At 65.4% G+C, this 17416-nt stretch carries 16 protein-coding genes; 5 read left to right on the plus strand and 11 right to left on the minus strand.

The window, feature by feature from the left end; genetic code table 11:
• Positions 1-90 precede the first annotated feature (90 nt).
• The 3 genes from adhP (at position 91) to ATK23_RS14325 (ending at position 2075) form a co-directional block, all read left to right on the plus strand.
• Positions 91-1116: an alcohol dehydrogenase AdhP gene (adhP, locus tag ATK23_RS14315; protein ID WP_066144596.1), complete on the plus strand. Its 1026-nt coding sequence runs from the start codon at positions 91-93 to the stop codon at positions 1114-1116.
• Positions 1117-1187: 71 nt separating this feature from the next.
• On the plus strand, positions 1188-1601 hold the full coding sequence (locus tag ATK23_RS14320) for a DUF779 domain-containing protein (RefSeq protein WP_066144600.1): 414 nt from the start codon (positions 1188-1190) through the stop codon (positions 1599-1601).
• Positions 1602-1622: 21 nt separating this feature from the next.
• On the plus strand, positions 1623-2075 hold the full coding sequence (locus tag ATK23_RS14325) for a pyrimidine dimer DNA glycosylase/endonuclease V (RefSeq protein WP_066144603.1): 453 nt from the start codon (positions 1623-1625) through the stop codon (positions 2073-2075).
• Here ATK23_RS14325 and ATK23_RS14330 read toward each other — a convergent pair.
• From ATK23_RS14330 to ATK23_RS14365, 9 genes are all read right to left on the minus strand, one after another.
• Positions 2072-3055 carry a diaminopimelate dehydrogenase gene (locus ATK23_RS14330; protein ID WP_066144606.1) on the minus strand — a complete coding sequence of 328 codons (984 nt, stop codon included), beginning with the start codon at positions 3053-3055 and terminating at the stop codon, positions 2072-2074. The genes ATK23_RS14325 and ATK23_RS14330 overlap by 4 nt on opposite strands.
• A gap of 294 nt (positions 3056-3349) precedes the next feature.
• Complete coding sequence (locus ATK23_RS16495) at positions 3350-3511, minus strand: DUF8730 family Cys-rich protein (RefSeq protein ID WP_162989147.1); 162 nt, start codon at positions 3509-3511, stop codon at positions 3350-3352.
• Positions 3512-3546: 35 nt separating this feature from the next.
• Positions 3547-3825 (minus strand): metal-sensitive transcriptional regulator, encoded by a 279-nt coding sequence (locus tag ATK23_RS14335; RefSeq protein ID WP_038993621.1) that lies wholly within the window; start codon positions 3823-3825, stop codon positions 3547-3549.
• A gap of 42 nt (positions 3826-3867) precedes the next feature.
• The gene (trxA, locus tag ATK23_RS14340) at positions 3868-4239 is read right to left on the minus strand and encodes a thioredoxin (protein ID WP_038993623.1); all 372 of its coding nucleotides are present in this window, start codon (positions 4237-4239) and stop codon (positions 3868-3870) included.
• Between the two features lie 25 nt (positions 4240-4264).
• A complete protein-coding gene (locus ATK23_RS14345) occupies positions 4265-5152 on the minus strand; it encodes a sulfite exporter TauE/SafE family protein (RefSeq protein ID WP_066144609.1) in 888 nt (295 codons plus the stop codon).
• 9 nt (positions 5153-5161) lie between these two features.
• Positions 5162-5767 (minus strand): rhodanese-like domain-containing protein, encoded by a 606-nt coding sequence (locus tag ATK23_RS14350; protein WP_066144612.1) that lies wholly within the window; start codon positions 5765-5767, stop codon positions 5162-5164.
• A gap of 32 nt (positions 5768-5799) precedes the next feature.
• Positions 5800-7197, minus strand: coding sequence for an MBL fold metallo-hydrolase (locus ATK23_RS14355; RefSeq protein ID WP_066144615.1), 1398 nt, complete (start codon positions 7195-7197; stop codon positions 5800-5802).
• A gap of 190 nt (positions 7198-7387) precedes the next feature.
• The gene (locus ATK23_RS14360; RefSeq protein ID WP_066144618.1) at positions 7388-7837 is read right to left on the minus strand and encodes a hypothetical protein; all 450 of its coding nucleotides are present in this window, start codon (positions 7835-7837) and stop codon (positions 7388-7390) included.
• 2 nt (positions 7838-7839) lie between these two features.
• Positions 7840-8490 (minus strand): GntR family transcriptional regulator, encoded by a 651-nt coding sequence (locus ATK23_RS14365; RefSeq protein ID WP_066144621.1) that lies wholly within the window; start codon positions 8488-8490, stop codon positions 7840-7842.
• A 130-nt stretch (positions 8491-8620) separates the two neighbouring features.
• On the opposite strand from ATK23_RS14365, the gene ATK23_RS14370 reads away from it, so the two are divergent.
• Complete coding sequence (locus ATK23_RS14370) at positions 8621-11452, plus strand: FAD-binding and (Fe-S)-binding domain-containing protein (protein WP_066144623.1); 2832 nt, start codon at positions 8621-8623, stop codon at positions 11450-11452.
• A 123-nt stretch (positions 11453-11575) separates the two neighbouring features.
• Here the strand turns inward: ATK23_RS14370 and ATK23_RS14375 are convergent, their stop codons facing one another.
• A complete protein-coding gene (locus tag ATK23_RS14375; protein WP_066144626.1) occupies positions 11576-13036 on the minus strand; it encodes an HNH endonuclease in 1461 nt (486 codons plus the stop codon).
• A 357-nt stretch (positions 13037-13393) separates the two neighbouring features.
• On the opposite strand from ATK23_RS14375, the gene ATK23_RS14380 reads away from it, so the two are divergent.
• Positions 13394-14875: an amino acid permease gene (locus tag ATK23_RS14380; RefSeq protein WP_066144628.1), complete on the plus strand. Its 1482-nt coding sequence runs from the start codon at positions 13394-13396 to the stop codon at positions 14873-14875.
• A 23-nt stretch (positions 14876-14898) separates the two neighbouring features.
• On the opposite strand, the gene ATK23_RS14385 is transcribed toward ATK23_RS14380, so the two are convergent.
• Positions 14899-17238 carry a glycoside hydrolase family 3 protein gene (locus ATK23_RS14385; RefSeq protein WP_066144631.1) on the minus strand — a complete coding sequence of 780 codons (2340 nt, stop codon included), beginning with the start codon at positions 17236-17238 and terminating at the stop codon, positions 14899-14901.
• Positions 17239-17416 lie beyond the last annotated feature (178 nt).

A 17416-nucleotide genomic window follows, 5' to 3' on the forward strand; every position in this document is an offset into this window, starting at 1 on the left:
CCCAGGACCGCGTCCGGGGCACGATTGGCCTCATTTCCCGGACCCGCAAGGGTGTCGCGCGCCTTTGAAGCCATGCAAAGGACAACGTGCATGAGTACCATGAAAGCCGCAATAGTCGAGAACTTCAGCGATGAACTGACGGTCGGGGATACCCCGATCCCGCAGCCCGGACCGGGCCAGGCCCTGGTCAAGCTCATCGCCTCTGGCGTCTGCCACACCGATCTGCACGCCGCAGAGGGCGACTGGCCGGTCAAGCCGAAGCTTCCGCTGATCCCCGGGCACGAGGGCGTGGGCACCGTCGTCGCCGTCGGCGAGGGCGTCACCGAGGTCGAAGAGGGCGATGTGGTCGGCAACGCCTGGCTGGCCAGCGCCTGCGGCAGCTGCGAATACTGCCGCACCGGCTGGGAGACGCTGTGCGAATCCCAGTCCAACGGCGGCTACTCGATGGACGGCTCCTTCGGCCAGTACATGCTGGTGGACGCGAAATTCGCCGCCCGCATTCCCGAGGGCTCCGACCCGCACGAGATCGCCCCGGTGCTATGCGCGGGGGTGACCGTCTACAAGGGGTTGAAGATGACCGGGGTGCGCCCGGGCCAATGGGTCGCGATCTCCGGCATCGGCGGGCTGGGGCACATCGCGGTGCAGTATGCCGTGGCCATGGGCATGCGCGTGGTCGCGATCGACGTGGCCGACGACAAGCTCGCGCTGGCCACCAAGCACGGGGCGGAGCTGACGGTGAACGCGTTCGCGCAGGACCCTGCCGCGGTGATCCAGGAGAAGATCGGCGGGACGCACGGGGTGCTGGTCACCGCCGTGCACCCGGCAGCATTCGGGCAGGCCATTGGCATGACCCGGCGCGGGGGAACGATCGTGTTCAACGGCCTTCCCGCCGGCGACTTCCCGGCACCGATCTTCGACATCGTGCTCAAGGGGCTGACCATCCGCGGCTCGATCGTCGGCACCCGCCAGGACATGATCGAGGCACTGGACTTCTATGCGGCCGGCAAGATCAAGCCGACCTTCCACACCCGTCCGCTGGAGGACATCAACGCCGTATTCGACGAGATGCGCCACGCCAAGATCGACGGGCGCGTCGTCATCGACTACACTGCATAGCCCGGTGCGCGGCCCGGCGGGTGCTTCCGGCCGGGCCGCGCGCAGCGGCCCACCATGAACAGGAGCAGGCCATGAGCACCGTCACCGAAACGCGCGCCGCCATCGAGGGAGAGGATTTCTCCCGGGTGGCTTTCACCTCCGACGCCCTTCAGCTGCTGCGCAAGCTGTGGGGGATCCATGGCCCGCTGATGTTCCACCAGTCCGGCGGCTGCTGCGACGGGTCCTCGCCGATGTGCTATCCGGCCGGCGAATTCCGCACCGGCGGATCGGACATCCTGCTCGGCGTGCTCTGCCTGGACGATGCCGAGGGCACCGCTTTGGGCGAGATCGAGTTCTGGATGTCCAAGGAGCAGTTCGAATACTGGAAGCACACCAAGCTGACCGTCGACGTGGTCAACGGCCGGGGCTCCGGCTTCTCCGTGGAGGCACCGGAAGGCAAGCGCTTCTTGATCCGCAGCGAGATCATCGAATTCCCTGCCGGCTAGAACTGGCACTAGTCTGGGCCTATGCGCCTCTGGTCCCTGCACCCCTCACTGCTCGACGCCAAAGGGCTCGTCGCCTGCTGGCGTGAAACCCTGCTGGCGCAGAAGGCGCTGGCGGGCCAGACCAAGGGGTACACGGAGCACCCGCAGCTGCTGCGGTTCAAGGCACAGCCCGCTCCGCTGGTGCATCTGGGCGGCTACCTTCAGGGCTTGCTAGACGAGGCCGATGCCCGGGGCTATCGCTTCGACGCCGCCAAGATCCTGCATCCGGCAGCCCCCGCGCAGCTGCAGAAAATCCCGGTCACCGGCGGGCAGGTGCGCTTCGAGCGCGAACACCTGCTGCGCAAGCTGACCGTCCGGGATCCTGCGCGCATCGTCCGCCTGGAACCAGCCGGCCAGCTGGCCCTGCATCCGCTGTTCGTGCAGGTCCCAGGACCCGTGGAGTCCTGGGAGAAGGACCCGCTGGCCGCTTCCTAGAGCAGTTCCGCGCGCAGCTGCGCCGCCGACTTCGGCGAGAGCAGCCCCGGGGCCACATCGTAGACGGTCTGCGCGCCGGTGATCCCGGCCTGGTTCATGCGGTGCACGGCGCGGGCGTAGGCCACCAGCACGCTGGAAGTGAACTCGGGGTTCGAGCCCAGCGCCAGCGAATACTCGATGACCTGCTTCTGCGCATCGCTGGTGTTGCCCGAGCGGATCACGAAACCGCCGTGCGGCATCGCCGAATGCTCGGCCGCCAGGGTCTGCTCGTCGATGAATTCAACCGTGGTGTCGTACTGGTCGAAGTAGTGCTCCATGGTGACGATCGCTTCGCGCACCGCCTCGGCGTCCGCGCCGTCCTCGAGTACCACGAAGCATTCGCGCTGGTGCTTTTCGCGGGTGCCCAGGGCTGGGCGCTCGCCGGCCCGCACGCGGTCGATCGCTTCCTGGCTGGGTATCGTGTACTGCACGCCGGCGGCGACACCCGGCACGCGGCGCACCGCATCCGAGTGCCCCTGGCTCAGGCCGCGGCCCCAGAAGGTGTAGGTCTCACCGTCGGGCAGCAGCGCCTCGCCGTACACGCGGTTGATCGAGAACATTCCCGGATCCCAGCCCGCGGAAATCAGCGCGGTCTTGCCGGCGGCCTTGGCCGGGGCGTCCACGGTTTCGAAGTACTCGGGGATGCGCGCGTGGGTGTCGAAGCTGTCCACCGTGTTGTACAGCGCCGCGTACTTCGGGCCCTGCTCCGGCAGATCCGACTTCGAGCCGCCGCACAGGATGAGGACGTCGATCTGGCCGGTGTGCTGCTGAAGATCGGCGATGGCGAAACGCGGTGCCGGGCTGGCCAGCTGCAGGTCCTGCGGGTCGCGTCGGGTGTAGACGCCGACCAGCTCCATGTCCGGGTTCTTCGCGATCGCGGCCTGCACGCCGCGGCCGAGGTTGCCGTAGCCGGCAATGCCAATACGGATTTTAGAGGTCATGATGATGGGATTCCTTTGGGGTCAGCCGGAGCGCGGTGCCGGATGCCTCGCTGACCCGCGGAGCATCCGATCTGCAGCACGCGCATGGTCATTACCTCGGATTATTCCAAAGAACTCTGACACTAGGTAAATGCGAGCTGACTATGTCGCCTGGGTATCCTGAACGGGCAGGCAACTGCCACGGCTCATCGTTGCCACAATGGTTGGCTTATCGGAACCATTGTGTGAACAACGCGAGCTGCTGCGGCCCCCGCGCAGGCATCTGTGGTGGATGGGCGGGAGCGAAGGCAGGTTCTAGCGGCCGAACAGGCGGCTGAAGAAGCCGGTTTTCTGCTCGTTCTCGTGGCCCTGGCAGCGGTCGCGGGCGGGAACGCCGCGCATGACCGAATCAACGTGCTGGCCGCAACCGGCCCATGTGGTCTTGCCGCATTTCTTGCAGGAAACCTGTCGGCACATCGGGTGCCTCCTTTTCTGGCGTGATAGCCGTAGATCTATGAAAGTGAAAGGAAGAGCTTTTCCAGCTCCTCGATGGTCAAGCCGTCTTCGGCTTCGGCGGTCTGCTCCGGATCAACCAGGCAGTGCTGCATGGCCGAGGAAACGATGGCGAATCCTGCGCGGTCCAGCGCGGTGGATACGGCGGAAAGCTGGGTCACCACATCGCGGCATTTGCCGTCGCCCTCCACCGAGTTGATGACGGCATCTAGCTGGCCGCGGGCCCGCTTCAGGCGGTTCAGGATTCGCTTGCGTGTGGCTTCATCCGCATTGCGCATGATGTGCTCCATTTCGAAAAGACCGTGGGGCGGACCCCGGGGTTATGGCTCGGACGTCTGAGCGGCGGCCAGTTCGGCGTGCACGGCGTCCATGTCCAGGTTCTTCAGCGAGACGACCAATTCTTCCAGGCCTCGGGAATCCAGTGCGCCGGGCTGGGAGTAAACCAGCACGCCGTCCTTGAATGCCATCAGCGTCGGGATGGAAGTGATCTGGGCGGCGGCCGCCAAGTCCTGCTGCGTCTCGGTGTTGACCTTGCCGAAGACCACGTCCTCGTGCAGGCCGGCCGCGGTGTCGAAGACGGGCGCGAAGTTGCGGCACGGGCCGCACCAGGCTGCCCAGAAGTCGACCAGCAGCATCTGGGAGGACTTGACGGTTTCAGCGAAGTTCGTCTCGGTCAATTCTAGCGGTTTCATGGGTATTCCTATGGGTAGATGCGAGCTAGCCCGCAGTCGGGGCCGGGCCAGCGGGGGCTTTGCGCCAGGGGCAGATGGCGGCCACTGCCGGGACCTTGGTACAGAGCACCCAGGCGATGACGGCGACGGCGGCGGCACTGGCAAGGACGAGTCCTGCCGGATTCGGCAGTTCCTGGGACAGGACGAAGATGCCCATGGCCAGGACGAAATAGCCGAATCCCCGGCGCAGCTTCTGCTCCGGAACCCGGGCGGTCAGCCGTGCCCCGACCAGCGAGCCGATGATCGCCGCCGCGGTAATGGACAGCGCCAACGGCCAGTTGACCGAAGTGGAATTCAGGTGCCCCAGCATTCCGGAGGCCGAATTCAGCGAGATGACCAGCAAGGACGTGCCGACCCCGTGCTTCATCTGCACCCCTGCCAGCAGCACCAGGGCCGGAACGATGAGGAATCCGCCGCCGGCCCCCACCAATCCGGTAACCATGCCGACTGCCAGTCCGACGGGAATGTACAGCAGCAGCGACCGCCCCTTGGCCGCGGCATCGTTGTCCTTCTTCCGTCCGCGGATCATGTTCCGGGCGCTGGCCAGCATGATGATGGCGAAGGCCGCCATCAGAACGCCACCGGGAATGGCGGCGCTGGCCAGGCCGCCGAGCAGCGCGCCGCTCATGCTCGAAGCGGCGAAGACCAGGCCTGCGGCCCAGCGGACATTGCGGGCCCGCGCATGCGGCAGCAGGCTGGCCAGCGAGGTCACGCCCACCACGAACAGCGACGTGGTGATGGCCTGCTTGGCGTCCATCCCCGCCACGTAGGTGAGCAGTGGAACCATCAGGATGGAACCGCCGCCACCGAGCAGGCCCAGGGCCAGGCCGACGACGACTGACAGGGCCAGGACCAGAATCAATAATGGTTCCACTGCCCGCGCCTACTTGCCGTGCGGGTTCAGCTGCTGCCCGGCATTGGGGATCTGCGCCAGCGGGTTGGCCTTGCCATTGGTGCTTGCCTTGTTCCACGGCATCTTGGACAGCACGCTGGCCATGGCGCAGGAGTTGCTGGCCGCGGAGTAGACCAGGCCCGCTCCGATGCCCGCGGACAGGTAGCCGAGCTTGGGGCTGGCCAGCTTGGAGCCGATGAAGCCCAGCAGCACCAGCGAGCCTGCGGTCATGCGAACCTGGCGGTCCATGGCCCAGCGCTGGGTGCCGCGCACCACCTCGCCGCCGGACTTCTCCCAGGCGGAGATGCCGCCATCCAGCACGCTGCCGGATTCGATCTGGAGCTCTGACAGCTTCTGCTGTGCCTGCCCAGCGCGGGTGCCCGACTGGCAGACCAGCACGATCTGCTTGGCCAGCTTGCGGGTCACGTCGTAGGCGTGTTCCGTTACCAAGTCCAGCGGCAGGTTATAGGAACCGGGGATGTGCACGGATTCGAATTCCGCAGGGGTGCGCACATCCAGGACTGCGACGGCCGAATCCTCGGCGGCCAGCAGGTTCTCCAGGGTCGCGGCGTCCATGACGTTGATGGGTGTGCTCATATTTCGGGTGCTTCCTTGGGGTTCGGGATGGGTCAGGCGTTGGTCTTGTGCATGGCTGCGGCCCAGCCGGCATAGCTTCCGGCCAGCTCGACGACGTCGTATCCGGCGTCGCGCAGGGCGCTGGCGACGATCGAGTTGCGCAGTCCGCTCTGGCAGTAGGTGACGATCTTGCCGTCGGCCGGCAGCTCGCCAAGGGACCACAGGGCGCGCCCGCCCGAGATGTGCTTGGCGTTCGGGATGGCGCCGGCGGCGAACTCGCTGCGGTTGCGCACATCCAGCAGCAGCGCGTGCTCGAAATTCTCCAGCTCGGCCGGGGCCACGCTTGGCGGGGTGAAGGCCTGCAGCCCCTCGAGGCTGGTCGCGTAGCCGGACACCGCGTCGATGCCCACGCGCATCAGGTGATCGCGCATCTGCTGCGCGGCTTGGAGGTCCTCGGCGAACAGGATCAGCTGGCGGTCATCGGCTTCCGGGTCGAAGGCCCAGGCTCCGAAGTTCGCCATCTTGGCGATGGCGGGGATGGCCAGCGCGCCGGCGACGGTGCCCTCGGCCACTGCCAGGTGTCCGCGGGTGTCGACGAAGACCGCGTCATTCGCGGCAGTCTGCTCGATGATCTGCTCCGCCGTGAACTCGACGAGCTCGGGCAGGGGGCCGAGCACCTTGGCGCCATCGCGGTTCTGGCGCTTCATGCGGGCGAAGTAGGCGTGGGCGTCGGGCTGGCCGTCGAGCAGCTCGGCGATGAAGCCTGCCTCGTCGTTGCTCGCCAGGTAGCTGCCCCACCAGGCGAAGTTGCGTTCGTAGCCCACGGTGGTGGAGGGCACGGCGCCCAGCGCCTTGCCGCAGGCGCTGCCCGAACCGTGGCCCGGGTAGACCTGGATGTGGTCGGGCAGCTGCAGGAAGACGTTCTTCAGCGAGGCGAAGAGCTGCTTGGCCCCGGCGAAGCGGGTGTCCACGCCGCCGGCCGCCTCGTCCAGCAGGTCCGGGCGCCCCAGGTCGCCGGCGAAGATGAAGTCGCCGGAGAGCATGTAGCCGGGCTGGTCGCTGAATGCGCCGTCGGTGATGAGCAACGAGAGGTGCTCAGGGGTGTGGCCCGGGGTGTGGCGAGCGGTCACGGTGATATTGCCCAGGGTGATGGTGTCCTTGTCCATCAGGCGTTCGGCCTCGAAACCGTACTGCCAGTCGGCCCCGCCCTCGCCCGAGACGTAGGTGGCCGCTCCGGTGGCGGCGGCCAGTTCGCGGGTGCCGGAGAGGTAGTCGGCGTGGATGTGCGTTTCGGTCACCGCAACAATGCGCATGCCGTGCTTGGCGGCCAGCGCCAGGTACTCGGAGATGTCGCGGCGGGCATCGACGACGATCGCCTCGCCCTTGGCCTGGCAGCCGACGAAGTAGCTGGCCTGCGCCAGGTCTTCGTCGTAGAAGCGTTCCAGAAGCATGGGATGTCCTTTCGTGGGGCTGTCTGGAACTACCATAAACTATACCCCCGGGGGTATGTCAAGAATAGGGGTGGGGGTATGCGTGAAGGCGTGTCGAATGACTGTGCTGATCGTGGTGGAATCTGGTGGAAAATGCCGCGTCAGGCGGTGGTATGCAGAGCGGAGCCTTCCTGCGGGCCGGGGAAGGGCGCTACAGCCTCGGGAAGGTGCGCATCCACCGGTCCAGCTGCCCCAGCTGCACCGGGTCCAGGGTGGCAAGAAGCTGAAGATTTCCGTCATCGCCGGGATGCAGGATGCCCGCGTGGTCTTCGGGAACGCCGGCCAGCGCTCCGCCGGCTGCGGAATCCGCCGGAGCGCTCGCCGGGGTGGAGATGAAGAACAGTGCGGGCGAGCCGGTCCAGGTTTCATGCACCGACAGCGTGCCCTCGGTGAAGCGCAGGGTTTCTTCAAGCTCCAGCCAGCCGGTCAGCCCGCACGTAGTCAGGTCGATGCCCGGTTTGGGAGTGGTCTTCCTCCAGCCGGCTGCGAGCGTGTGCGCCGAGAACTTCACCGCGCCCAGTTGCAGATCCGGGATCCGCGACAGGAGCGAGTCGATCTGATCGAAGCTGACCCGCGGCTTCCGGCTGAACAATCCCCCCATGCCTACAGGCTCTCCAAATGCTCGGCCAGCTTGTTGCTGGCGGTGCGCAGGTGTTCTTCCAGCACCTTCGCGGCGGCGGCCGCCTCGCCCTCGGAGATCAGCTGCAGCAGCCGTGCGTGCTCGGCGGCAATGTCCTTGGTGGACAGCAGCGTGGCATCCTGCACGTGGGTCATGCACAGGCGGATCTCGTCGGTCAGCTGCGCGTAGATTGCGCTGGTGCGCCGCGAGCCTAGCGCCTGGACCAGGGCGGCATGGAAGCGGATGTCGGGATCGATGATGTCGATCGGCGAGGCGCCGACCAGTTCGGTGATTTCCGCATTGGCTTCCCGCGCCTCGGACGGGACCTCGCGTTGGGTGGCCAGCAGGCGCACGGCCTCTGCTTCGATGATGGCGCGGGTGCGGTAGATATCGAGCGCATCGCGCGCGGAGAGCAGCGTGACCCTTGCGGTCTGGTGCGCATTGCGGGTCAGCAGGCCGCTTGCGACAAGGTTCTCCAGTGCGGCCTTGGCGGTTGGACGGGCAACTTCGTATTGCGCGGCGACATCGACCTCGGCCAGCGGGGTGCCGGGTGCCAGTTCGCCGCTGAAAATCCGGGCGCGCAGTGACCGGATGACCACCTGGACTACGGAAACGACACCTAAACGGGCTGCCACAAGGGTCCTTTCGAGCCGCGAAAAATATGCCTAACAAGTATCCCACGAATCGTACTACTATGGCATGTGTACTTGTAAGACAATTTCCGTATTCGGCAAGCGCCGCTTGCCAACTGCACAGGAGCGCACCATGGCATTGAGCACGCCAGCACTCGGAGAAACGACGGTTTCATCCGGAATCCTCGACTTGGTCGGCGACCAGGAACGCGTCAGGACCCGATCCATCGATCGCGTCGCCTATGCCTCGGATGCCTCGCACTACCTGTACACCCCGCAAGCTGTCGTGCTGGCCAAGGACGCCGCGGAAGTCTCCGCGCTGCTTGCAGCGGCCGCGCGGAACAACCAGCCGGTCACCCTGCGCTCCGGCGGCACCTCATTGGCCGGACAGGCCAGCGGCGACGGCCTGATGATCGACGTGCGCCGCAACTTCCGCGGCATTACCGTGCTCGACAACGGAGCACGCGTGCGCGTGCAGCCAGGCGCCACCGTCCGCCAGGTCAACGCCCGCCTGGCCGTCTATGGCAGCAAGCTCGGGCCGGATCCGGCCAGCGAGGCGGCCTGCACCATCGGCGGCGTGATCGCGAACAACTCCTCGGGCATGGCCTGCGGAACCGAGTTCAACACCTACCGCACCCTGGAATCCATGACGTTCGTCCTGCCTTCGGGCACCATGATCGACACCGCGGATCCCGAGGCCGACCGCAAGCTGGCCGCCGCCGAGCCGCAGCTGGTCGCTACCTTGGGCAAGCTGGTCAAGCGCGTGCGCAGCAACCCTGCATCGGTGGCCAAGATCGTGAAGCACTTCGGGTTGAAGAACACCATGGGCTACGGCATCAACGCCTTCCTGGACTACGACACCCCGGCCGAGCTGCTGGCCCACCTGATCATCGGCTCCGAGGGCACCCTGGCCTTCGTTGCGGAGGCGGTTTTCCGCACCGTGCCGATCCGCAAGCTGGCCATCGCCACCCTGGCGGTCTTCGACAACCTGGATCTGGCCACTCGCGCACTGCCTGAACTCGTGGATTCCGGTGCCGCCACCCTGGAGCTGATGGACTCCACCTCGCTGCGCGTGGGCCAGTCGCTGCCCGGCGTGCCCGAAGCCATCATGGGCTTCGAGGTCGACCAGCAGGCCGCCTTGCTGGTCGAATACCATGCGGACTCAGAAGAGGAGCTGGCAGGGCTGCGCACAGCTGGCCAGTCGCTGCTGGACGCAGCCGCATTGCGCGCCCCGACGATCCTCTCCCCGGATGCCAAGAACCGCCAGGCCGCCTGGAAATTCCGCAAGGGACTGTATGCATCGGTGGCCGGCGCCCGCGCCACCGGTACCACCGCGCTGCTCGAAGACGTCGTCGTCCCGGTCGAGACCTTGGCTGAAACCTGCGGCAGCCTGCAGGAGCTGTTCACCGAGTACGGATACGAGGATTCGGTGATCTTCGGCCACGCCAAGGATGGCAACATCCACTTCATGCTGACCGACCGCTTCGAAGGCGATACAGCGCTGAACCGCTATAATTCCTTCAATGACAAGATGGTCCAGCTGATCCTGGACAAGGACGGCAACCTCAAGGCGGAGCACGGTACCGGTCGCGCCATGGCGCCATTCGTCCGTGCGCAGTACGGCGATGAGCTCTACGAGGTGCACCTGGAACTGAAGGCAGCCTGCGATCCGCGCCTGATGATGAACCCCGGGGTGATCATCGACGAGGACCATGCCGCGCACATCCGCAATATCAAGCTCAACGAGACCATCGAGGTCGAGGCCGACCATTGCGTGGAATGCGGCTACTGCGAGCCAGTCTGCCCGTCCAAAGACCTGACCTTGACCCCGCGCCAGCGCATCGTCGTGCGCCGCGCCATCGCCAAGGCCGAGGCCGAGGGCAACACCGAGCTGGCTGCCGAGCTTGAGCGCGACTACGCGTACAACGGCGTGCAGACCTGCGCCGTTGACGGCATGTGCGTCACCGCTTGCCCGGTCGGCATCAACACCGGCCTGCTGGTCAAGCGCCTGCGCCGCGAAGACGCGCACCCTGTGCTGGAAGCCGGCTTCAAGGCCGCGGCCAAGGGCTGGGGCGGGGCCACCCGGGCTGGTTCGCTGGCCCTGAGCGTCGCCGACAAGTTCCCGACGTCGCTGGTCCGCGGCGTTACCGATGTTGCCCGCAAGGTGGTCAGCACCGACGTCATGCCGCGCTACGACGCTGAGCTGCCTGCCGGCGGCAAGGCGCGCAAGCCGATGGCCGGGAACCTGGGTGCCGCGGGCACCGAACCGCTGGCCATCTACCTGCCTGCCTGCGTGAACTCGATGTTCGGCCCGGCCGGCGACGGGGAAGGTGTTGCATCGTCGTTCACCAAGCTGCTGCACGCCGCCGGAGTCTCGGTTTATGTTCCGGAGGGCATCGAATCCACCTGCTGCGGCACTCCATGGACTTCCAAGGGCTACGCGCAGGGCCATGAAGTCATGGGCCAGCGCGTGCTGGAAGGAGTCCGCGCCGCCATGCCTGGCAAGAACCTGCCAATCATCTCGGACGCCTCCAGCTGCACCGAAGGGTTTGCGCATACCCTGGCCGAGCACGGCTATGACGTGGTTGACCTGCTGGCATTCACTTCGCAGCACCTGCTGGACAAGCTGCCAGAGCTGCACAAGATCTCCTCGGTCACCTTGCACCCGACCTGCTCCTCCACGCAGATGGGCCTGAATCCGGACATGCAGAAGATCGCCGAGGCTGTGGCAGATACCGTGAACACCCCGGTGAACTGGGGCTGCTGCGGTTATGCTGGCGACCGTGGAATGCTGCATCCGGAGCTGACCGAGTCGGCTACCGCTCGCGAGGCAGCTGAGGTCCGTGAACTGGATGCGCAGGAACACGCCTCATGCAACCGCACCTGCGAACTGGGCATGACCCGGGCGACGGGCAAGGAATACCGCCACATCGTTGAACTGCTGGCAGAAGCCGCCGGCAAGTAGAGTCCGGAACCAAGCCGCCTGGGAGGCAACTTCCAGGCGGCTTCACCATATCCTGCGGCCCGAAGCCAGCGGTTTCAACCGGATTGCTAGCCAAGAGAGTGCGCAGTAGTTGCCTGCCGCCCATCAGGCGGCGACACATTCGGGGTCATCAGGCGGTCTCAGCCGTTCTTTGAGTTTTTGCGGCCAGGTGCCGTCGCGCATCAGTTGCGGGAATGGCTTGTGCGCGTACCCGGTGGCTGGTGGTGCGGTGGATTTGTAGGACATGGCCGAGCCGGGGCAAATGGTGATGCTGTGCCCGTTGCCGTAGGTGGTGTATTCGTACCATCCGGCGGCTTGCTTGGCCTTGTTGCAGGCCGCGCAGCGGCCATCGCCGTTGGACACGGTGGTTTTGCCGCCGCGGGCGTATTGCTTGACGTGGTCTATTTCTTCCACGATGCCGTCGCAGAACGGGGTTCGGCAGTGCCGGTCGCGTACGGCGATGAACTTCTTGAGCTTCTCCGGGAAGAGCCGCGTCTTGGAGTCCATGGAAATGAGTTCCTGGTCGCCCGGCGCGGTGTAGAAGCGGGCGAGTTCGGTGCGCACTTCGATTTGCTCGATGTTTTCGCGGGTGACTTTCGCTTCCATCTGCTCGAAGGTCAGGTCATTGGGGATCTGGTGCCCGCCGATCCATTCACGCACGCTCTGGGCAGGGATATAGCCGTAGCCTTCCAATAGCGCTGGTTCGCGTTCGCCGGCGAACAGGGACCGATCGGTCATGATCACCCCGATGTTCAGGGCGACGGGCATTTTGGAGGGTTCGCCGATCATCATGTAGCTGAAGAGCAAATCGGCGCGGATCTGGGTGCGGGTGCGCGGGTCGCCTTTCTTGCGCAGGGTCTTGGATTCCTCGTCCAGGTAGCGCTTGAGGCACATGCCGGGCAGCAGGGGGTACTCGCCGCGAATCTTGATGCAGCCGCGCTGCTGGTCGATTTCCAGGGTGAGGTTGCGGTCTTCCTCGACGGTTTTCTGCTTGATGGATTCCTGATCAGAGGTGTAGGAAAGGACGAATTTGCGCACGGTTTGCGTGATTTGGCGGGTGCCCATGGACTCGAACATGTCGGGGTTCTGGGCAAAATACTGGTCGAATTCGGTGCGGCGCTGGGCTCTGAGGTCCTGGAGCGGGGTCAGGATGGCCTGGGCTTGCGCTTCGGTGAATTCTCCGCGGGAACAGGCGGCGGCCAGGTGAGGGGTGTCTTCGAAGAGGATGCGGCAGTTGACCAGGTAGTTGCGCATGCCGTGCGGGGATTGCTTGCGGGCCAGCGCAACGCAGGCGGCGGCGCCACGGGTTTGGTCATCCATGTGGACGCCGCGTTCCTCATGGTCGCGCACGAAGTCCTTCTCGACCTGGTGGGAGAGGCAGGCCTGCCGGTAGCGGATATAGGAGGCTAGTGCTTCGAGGCCTTCGATGGCGTGGGCGCATTCGGCTTTGGTGCCGTGTTCTTCGAGCTGGACGAGGTCGTCGTTCAGCTGGTCCAGATGCAGGTCGAAGGCATCTGGGGGTGCTGGTGGGGTCAGGCCGTTTCCGTGCGCCTTTGCTTCGGACATGTTCTAATTGTACTTCTATTGCTCGAATATGTCTTCTAATATTGTGGAAAACCTCGGTGGTTTTCGATGTGCGCAGGGAGGATCGGGGCGCCTGCGGTGCGGGTGGCGTGCGGCGATTTGTGCATAATTATGCACTCCAGATAATGAATTCCATCTCAGTGCACGGATTCCGCATGGACCAAGATTTCGGTTAAACCCCAAGAAGAGGGCACAATTGGCGAGAAATTGTTGGATTCTGGAACAGCTGGGACGGATCGGGCCGTGACATGATATTCCAGTTCAGAACTTCCACGCGCAGCGCCCGTCCGCATCCTGGGACGGGGCGCGGCGGCAATACCACCCCATTGAGGATCCGCGATGAATCGCAAACCATCCGTGAGCGCCGGCCCGGCCACCTTGCTGGGCGCGCAACTGCGCCGCCGCAAGTCGATCACGAATATGATCGCCGAGGCAGAAACCAATGCAGGAGCAGGGCAACTGCGCCGCACCCTGGGCATGTGGCAGCTGACCATGATCAGCGTCGGCGCCACCATGGGCACCGGAATCCTGGTGATCCTTGGCGATACCGTGCCGATCGCCGGTCCGGCCATCTGGATCTCGTTCGTGATCGCCGGCATCACCGCGCTGCTTTCGGCGATGTCCTACGCCGAAATGGCCGGCATGGTCCCGGTGTCCGGCTCCAGCTACTCCTATTCCTATGCGACCATGGGCGAAGGCATCGCCTGGATCTGCGGCTGGTGCCTGGTGCTCGAATACGCCGTGTCCGTGGCCGCGGTGGCCGTCGGCGCGGGCCAGTACGTGAATGAAACGCTGCGCACCTTCGGCATGGAGCTGCCTGCGGCGCTGGCTGGAGGCCCGGCCGAGGGTGGGGTGGTGAACCTGCCGGCGCTGATCGTCGTCGTGCTGGCCACCGTGCTGCTGGTGCGCGGGGCGCGCGAATCGGCCATCGTGAACTCGATCGTCGTGGCCATCAAGGCAGGCATCCTGATCTTCTTCTCGGTCGTCGCCTTCAGCGCCTTCAACGCGGGCAACTTCGAGCCGCTGCTGCCGATGGGCGCGGCCGGCGTGACCGCCGCGGCATCGAGCGTGTTCTTCTCCTATATCGGCTTCGACGCCGCCTCGACGGCCGGCGAGGAAGCGAAGAACCCGAAGCACGATCTGCCCCGGGCCATCATGCTCTCGATGCTGATCGTGACCATCACCTACGTGCTGGTGGCAGTTTCGGCGATCGGCGCGCGCGAATGGAACTGGTTCGAAGGCGCCCAGGCGCCGCTGGTGCAGATCGTCGGCGAACTGACCGGCCAGCCGATCTTCGTGCTGGCCTTCGCCGTGGCCGCCGTGCTGGCCATCGCCTCGGTGGTGCTGACCGTGCTCTACGGCCAGACCCGCATCCTCCTGGCCATGTCGCGCGACGGGCTGGTGCCGCCGGTGTTCTCCAAGGTGTCGAACCGCACCGGCACCCCGGTCGCCGGCACCTGGATCACCGGCATCCTGGTGGCGATCACCGCCGGGTTCATCCCGCTGGGCGCGCTGGCAGACGCCACCAGCATCGGCACGCTGTTCGCCTTCGCGCTGGTCGGCGCCTCGGTGATCTACCTGCGCCGCAAGCAGCCGCAGGCCCCGCGGACGTTCAAGCTGCCGCTGTATCCGGTCACCCCGATCCTGGGCATCTTCGCCTGCCTGTTCCTGATGAGCCAGCTGGGCTGGCACACCTGGCTGGTGTTCATCATCTGGATGATCGTCGGCGTGGCGCTCTATCTGGGCTACGGACGGCGCCGTTCGCGCCTGGGGCAGCTCAGTGCGCAGGACTATGCGGCAAGTCACGCAAGCGCGCAGTAGCCGCGCAGCACGCGCTTATTTACCTAGTAGCTCAGCCCGAAGCCGTACTCGAACAGCGCGCCGTCAGCGGTTTCCGCGTAGCCCGGCAGGTCGCTGAACTGCTCGGTGATCGCCTCGCGGGTGCCGGCCAGCGCGAACGGCATGCGTCCCTGCGGGGCGAACTTGCCCGAGAGGATGTCCATCAGCGCGGTGTCGGACATGCCGAAGCCGGCGACGATGGCGCCTGCATCGCGCAGGCCGCTGGCCTCGTCCATGACGAATGGCTGGCGGAAGTACACGTGCAGCACGATCTTGCTCGGGTCATCGACCTCGCTCATGACCTGCTTGATGGTATCCAGCGAGGGGCTGATTTCCCAGGACTCGGACTCGGCCATCCCGGTGAAGTCCAGGATGCTCGATTCCCAAGGCAGCGAGCCGCCGAAGCGCAGGCCGTCATCGGTGCATTTCTCCCCGCCCTGTGTCACGCAGGCATCGGCCGCTCCGAACGGGCTGTTCCCGTCCAGGCCTTCTACTCCGTCCATGGTGATCGGGTTGATGTGCTCCGGGTTCATGCCGGATTCAGGGTCATCGGACTTGTAGGAGCTGGTGTTCTTGTTGTTCACCGACACCGAGATCAGCGCGTAGTCGCTGCCTTCGGCGCTCGGGCGCTGCGCTGGGTCCTCGGTGTTGCCATTGGTGACGCCGTAGCCGTAGCTGGCCACGGTTTCTTCGGTGAAATCGCCCAGGATGTAGACATCCGACTTCTCCTTCAGCGGCAGCACCTTGCCGCCATCGGCAGCTTCCTTGTTCTGCAGCAGCACCGCGGACTTGCGCTGCAGGTCCAGGCCTACCTCTCGGTGCTCTGCACTCCCGACGATCCCGCCGGCCGCTTCGGCATCCACATAGGGATTCTCGAACAGGCCCATCTGGAACATCGGGGTGGTCAGCCGCGTGGCCGCCAGATCGACGCGTTCCTCGGTGATCAGCCCGGAGTCGACCAGATCGGTGATGGTGGAGACATCGTGGAACCCGGAGAGGGTGTCGGTGCCGCCGTTGATTGCGGCGGCCACGCGCTCGGGCACCGTCTTGTCCTCCAGGCCCCATGCGCGATCGGTGATGATGCCGGTGTCGGAGTTGACGTAGCCGTCGAAGCCGAGTTCGCCACGCAGCAGGTCGTTAACGATCTGCTTGGAGAAGGCCATGCCGGTCGAATCATAGGTGACGCCGTTGTGGGTGACCTCCATCGGTGCGCCGTAGTACGGCATGATCGAGGAAACCCCGGCCTCGATGGCAGCTTCGAAAGGCTTGAGGTGCTCGCCGAACGCGCCACCCGGGTAGACCTGGGTCTTGCCGAAGGAGTAGTGCGGATCCAGTCCGAGCTCCTGCGGTCCGCCGCCGGGGAAGTGCTTCATGGTCAGCGCCACGGAGGTTTCTTCGCTCAGCGATACCCCGTCCTGGTCCACAGGCCCCTGCAGGCCCTGGACCAGGGAGGTCATGATGTTCGAGTTGAGGTCCGCGTTCTCGGTGAAGGTCTCATGGGCGCGGTACCAGCGCGGCTCGGTGGACAGGTCGGCCATGTAGCCGTACATGCCGCGCAGGCCGATGGACTCCCACTCGGCGCCCATCACCGAGGTGAAGTCCTCGATCACCGACATGTCGCCGTCGGTAGGGGTGGCTCCGGTGGCCTTGGCCTGCTCGCCCAGGGCCGCCGCGGCCAGGCCGGCTTCCTTGGGGAAGGTGGTGAAAGCGCCCGCCGATTCGTTGATGCCAGCGCGCGCATCGGGGTCGATGTGGTTGCGCGCATTGGACTTGTACAGCATCGGGATGCCCAGGCGGGTGCCTTCGCCCAGCTCCTGGATGGTGTTCATGTACTCCGCGGCTTCGGCCGGGGTCAGCGAGGTGCTGGCGCTGAAGCCGCCGGCGGAGGAGCCGCAGGTGGCCTTGTCTTCGCTGGTGACGGTGTTGCGGAAGATGAAGCGGTGCATCTTCTGCTCGTTGATGTAGCCCAGCGCGTTCGGGTCCAGGGTGCCGCGGGTCTGGGTTTCCGGATCGCAGGCGGCGTTGAGGGTGTCGATGAGCATCAGGCCGGCCTTCTCCTGCAGCGTCATCTGCGACACCAGGTCGGCTGCACGCTCTTCGGCGGGCTTGCGCCAGTCCTCGTAGGCATCGAGCCTGCCGTTGGAGTTCAGGTCCTTGAAGGTGCGGCCCTTGACCTTGATGGTGTTCTTGGCGCGTGCCTCGATGGCCGGGGGCTTGCCGTGGTTGCCCTCGTTGCCTTTCGGCCCTGCCAGCGCGCCGGGTGCGCCGAGGCTGAGGACCAGCGGCAGGGCCAGTGCTGCCGCGGCGGCACGCGTGGTGCGCCGCCGGTTAGGTGAATTCTTCATGCGTAGCTCTTCCTTGAGTGACGAATCGTGCGATTGGGCGCTTGACCTGCGCAAAACCAATCCCTAGCCAACTGTTCACCGGATCACAGGTACGAAGCATCGTGTTGCCATGAATTGCTTGCCTGAAGTGGTCCTTTCTCATTTTCCGGTGGAACAAGAATGGGTGCCGACCCACGGA

The organism is Glutamicibacter nicotianae (assembly GCF_002797775.1).
In the GTDB taxonomy this organism is placed as follows: Bacteria; Actinomycetota; Actinomycetes; order Actinomycetales; family Micrococcaceae; genus Glutamicibacter; species Glutamicibacter nicotianae.

Excerpts from the sequence above, each read along its gene's own strand:
- adhP (WP_066144596.1), top strand. The coding sequence starts at position 91 with ATGAGTACCATGAAAGCCGCAATAGTCGAGAACTTCAGCGATGAACTG.
- ATK23_RS14320 (WP_066144600.1), top strand. The coding sequence starts at position 1,188 with ATGAGCACCGTCACCGAAACGCGCGCCGCCATCGAGGGAGAGGATTTC.
- ATK23_RS14325 (WP_066144603.1), top strand. The coding sequence starts at position 1,623 with ATGCGCCTCTGGTCCCTGCACCCCTCACTGCTCGACGCCAAAGGGCTC.
- ATK23_RS14330 (WP_066144606.1), bottom strand. The coding sequence starts at position 3,055 with ATGACCTCTAAAATCCGTATTGGCATTGCCGGCTACGGCAACCTCGGC.
- ATK23_RS16495 (WP_162989147.1), bottom strand. The coding sequence starts at position 3,511 with ATGTGCCGACAGGTTTCCTGCAAGAAATGCGGCAAGACCACATGGGCC.
- ATK23_RS14335 (WP_038993621.1), bottom strand. The coding sequence starts at position 3,825 with ATGCGCAATGCGGATGAAGCCACACGCAAGCGAATCCTGAACCGCCTG.
- trxA (WP_038993623.1), bottom strand. The coding sequence starts at position 4,239 with ATGAAACCGCTAGAATTGACCGAGACGAACTTCGCTGAAACCGTCAAG.
- ATK23_RS14350 (WP_066144612.1), bottom strand. The coding sequence starts at position 5,767 with ATGAGCACACCCATCAACGTCATGGACGCCGCGACCCTGGAGAACCTG.
- ATK23_RS14355 (WP_066144615.1), bottom strand. The coding sequence starts at position 7,197 with ATGCTTCTGGAACGCTTCTACGACGAAGACCTGGCGCAGGCCAGCTAC.
- ATK23_RS14360 (WP_066144618.1), bottom strand. The coding sequence starts at position 7,837 with ATGGGGGGATTGTTCAGCCGGAAGCCGCGGGTCAGCTTCGATCAGATC.
- ATK23_RS14370 (WP_066144623.1), top strand. The coding sequence starts at position 8,621 with ATGGCATTGAGCACGCCAGCACTCGGAGAAACGACGGTTTCATCCGGA.
- ATK23_RS14375 (WP_066144626.1), bottom strand. The coding sequence starts at position 13,036 with ATGTCCGAAGCAAAGGCGCACGGAAACGGCCTGACCCCACCAGCACCC.
- ATK23_RS14380 (WP_066144628.1), top strand. The coding sequence starts at position 13,394 with ATGAATCGCAAACCATCCGTGAGCGCCGGCCCGGCCACCTTGCTGGGC.
- ATK23_RS14385 (WP_066144631.1), bottom strand. The coding sequence starts at position 17,238 with ATGAAGAATTCACCTAACCGGCGGCGCACCACGCGTGCCGCCGCGGCA.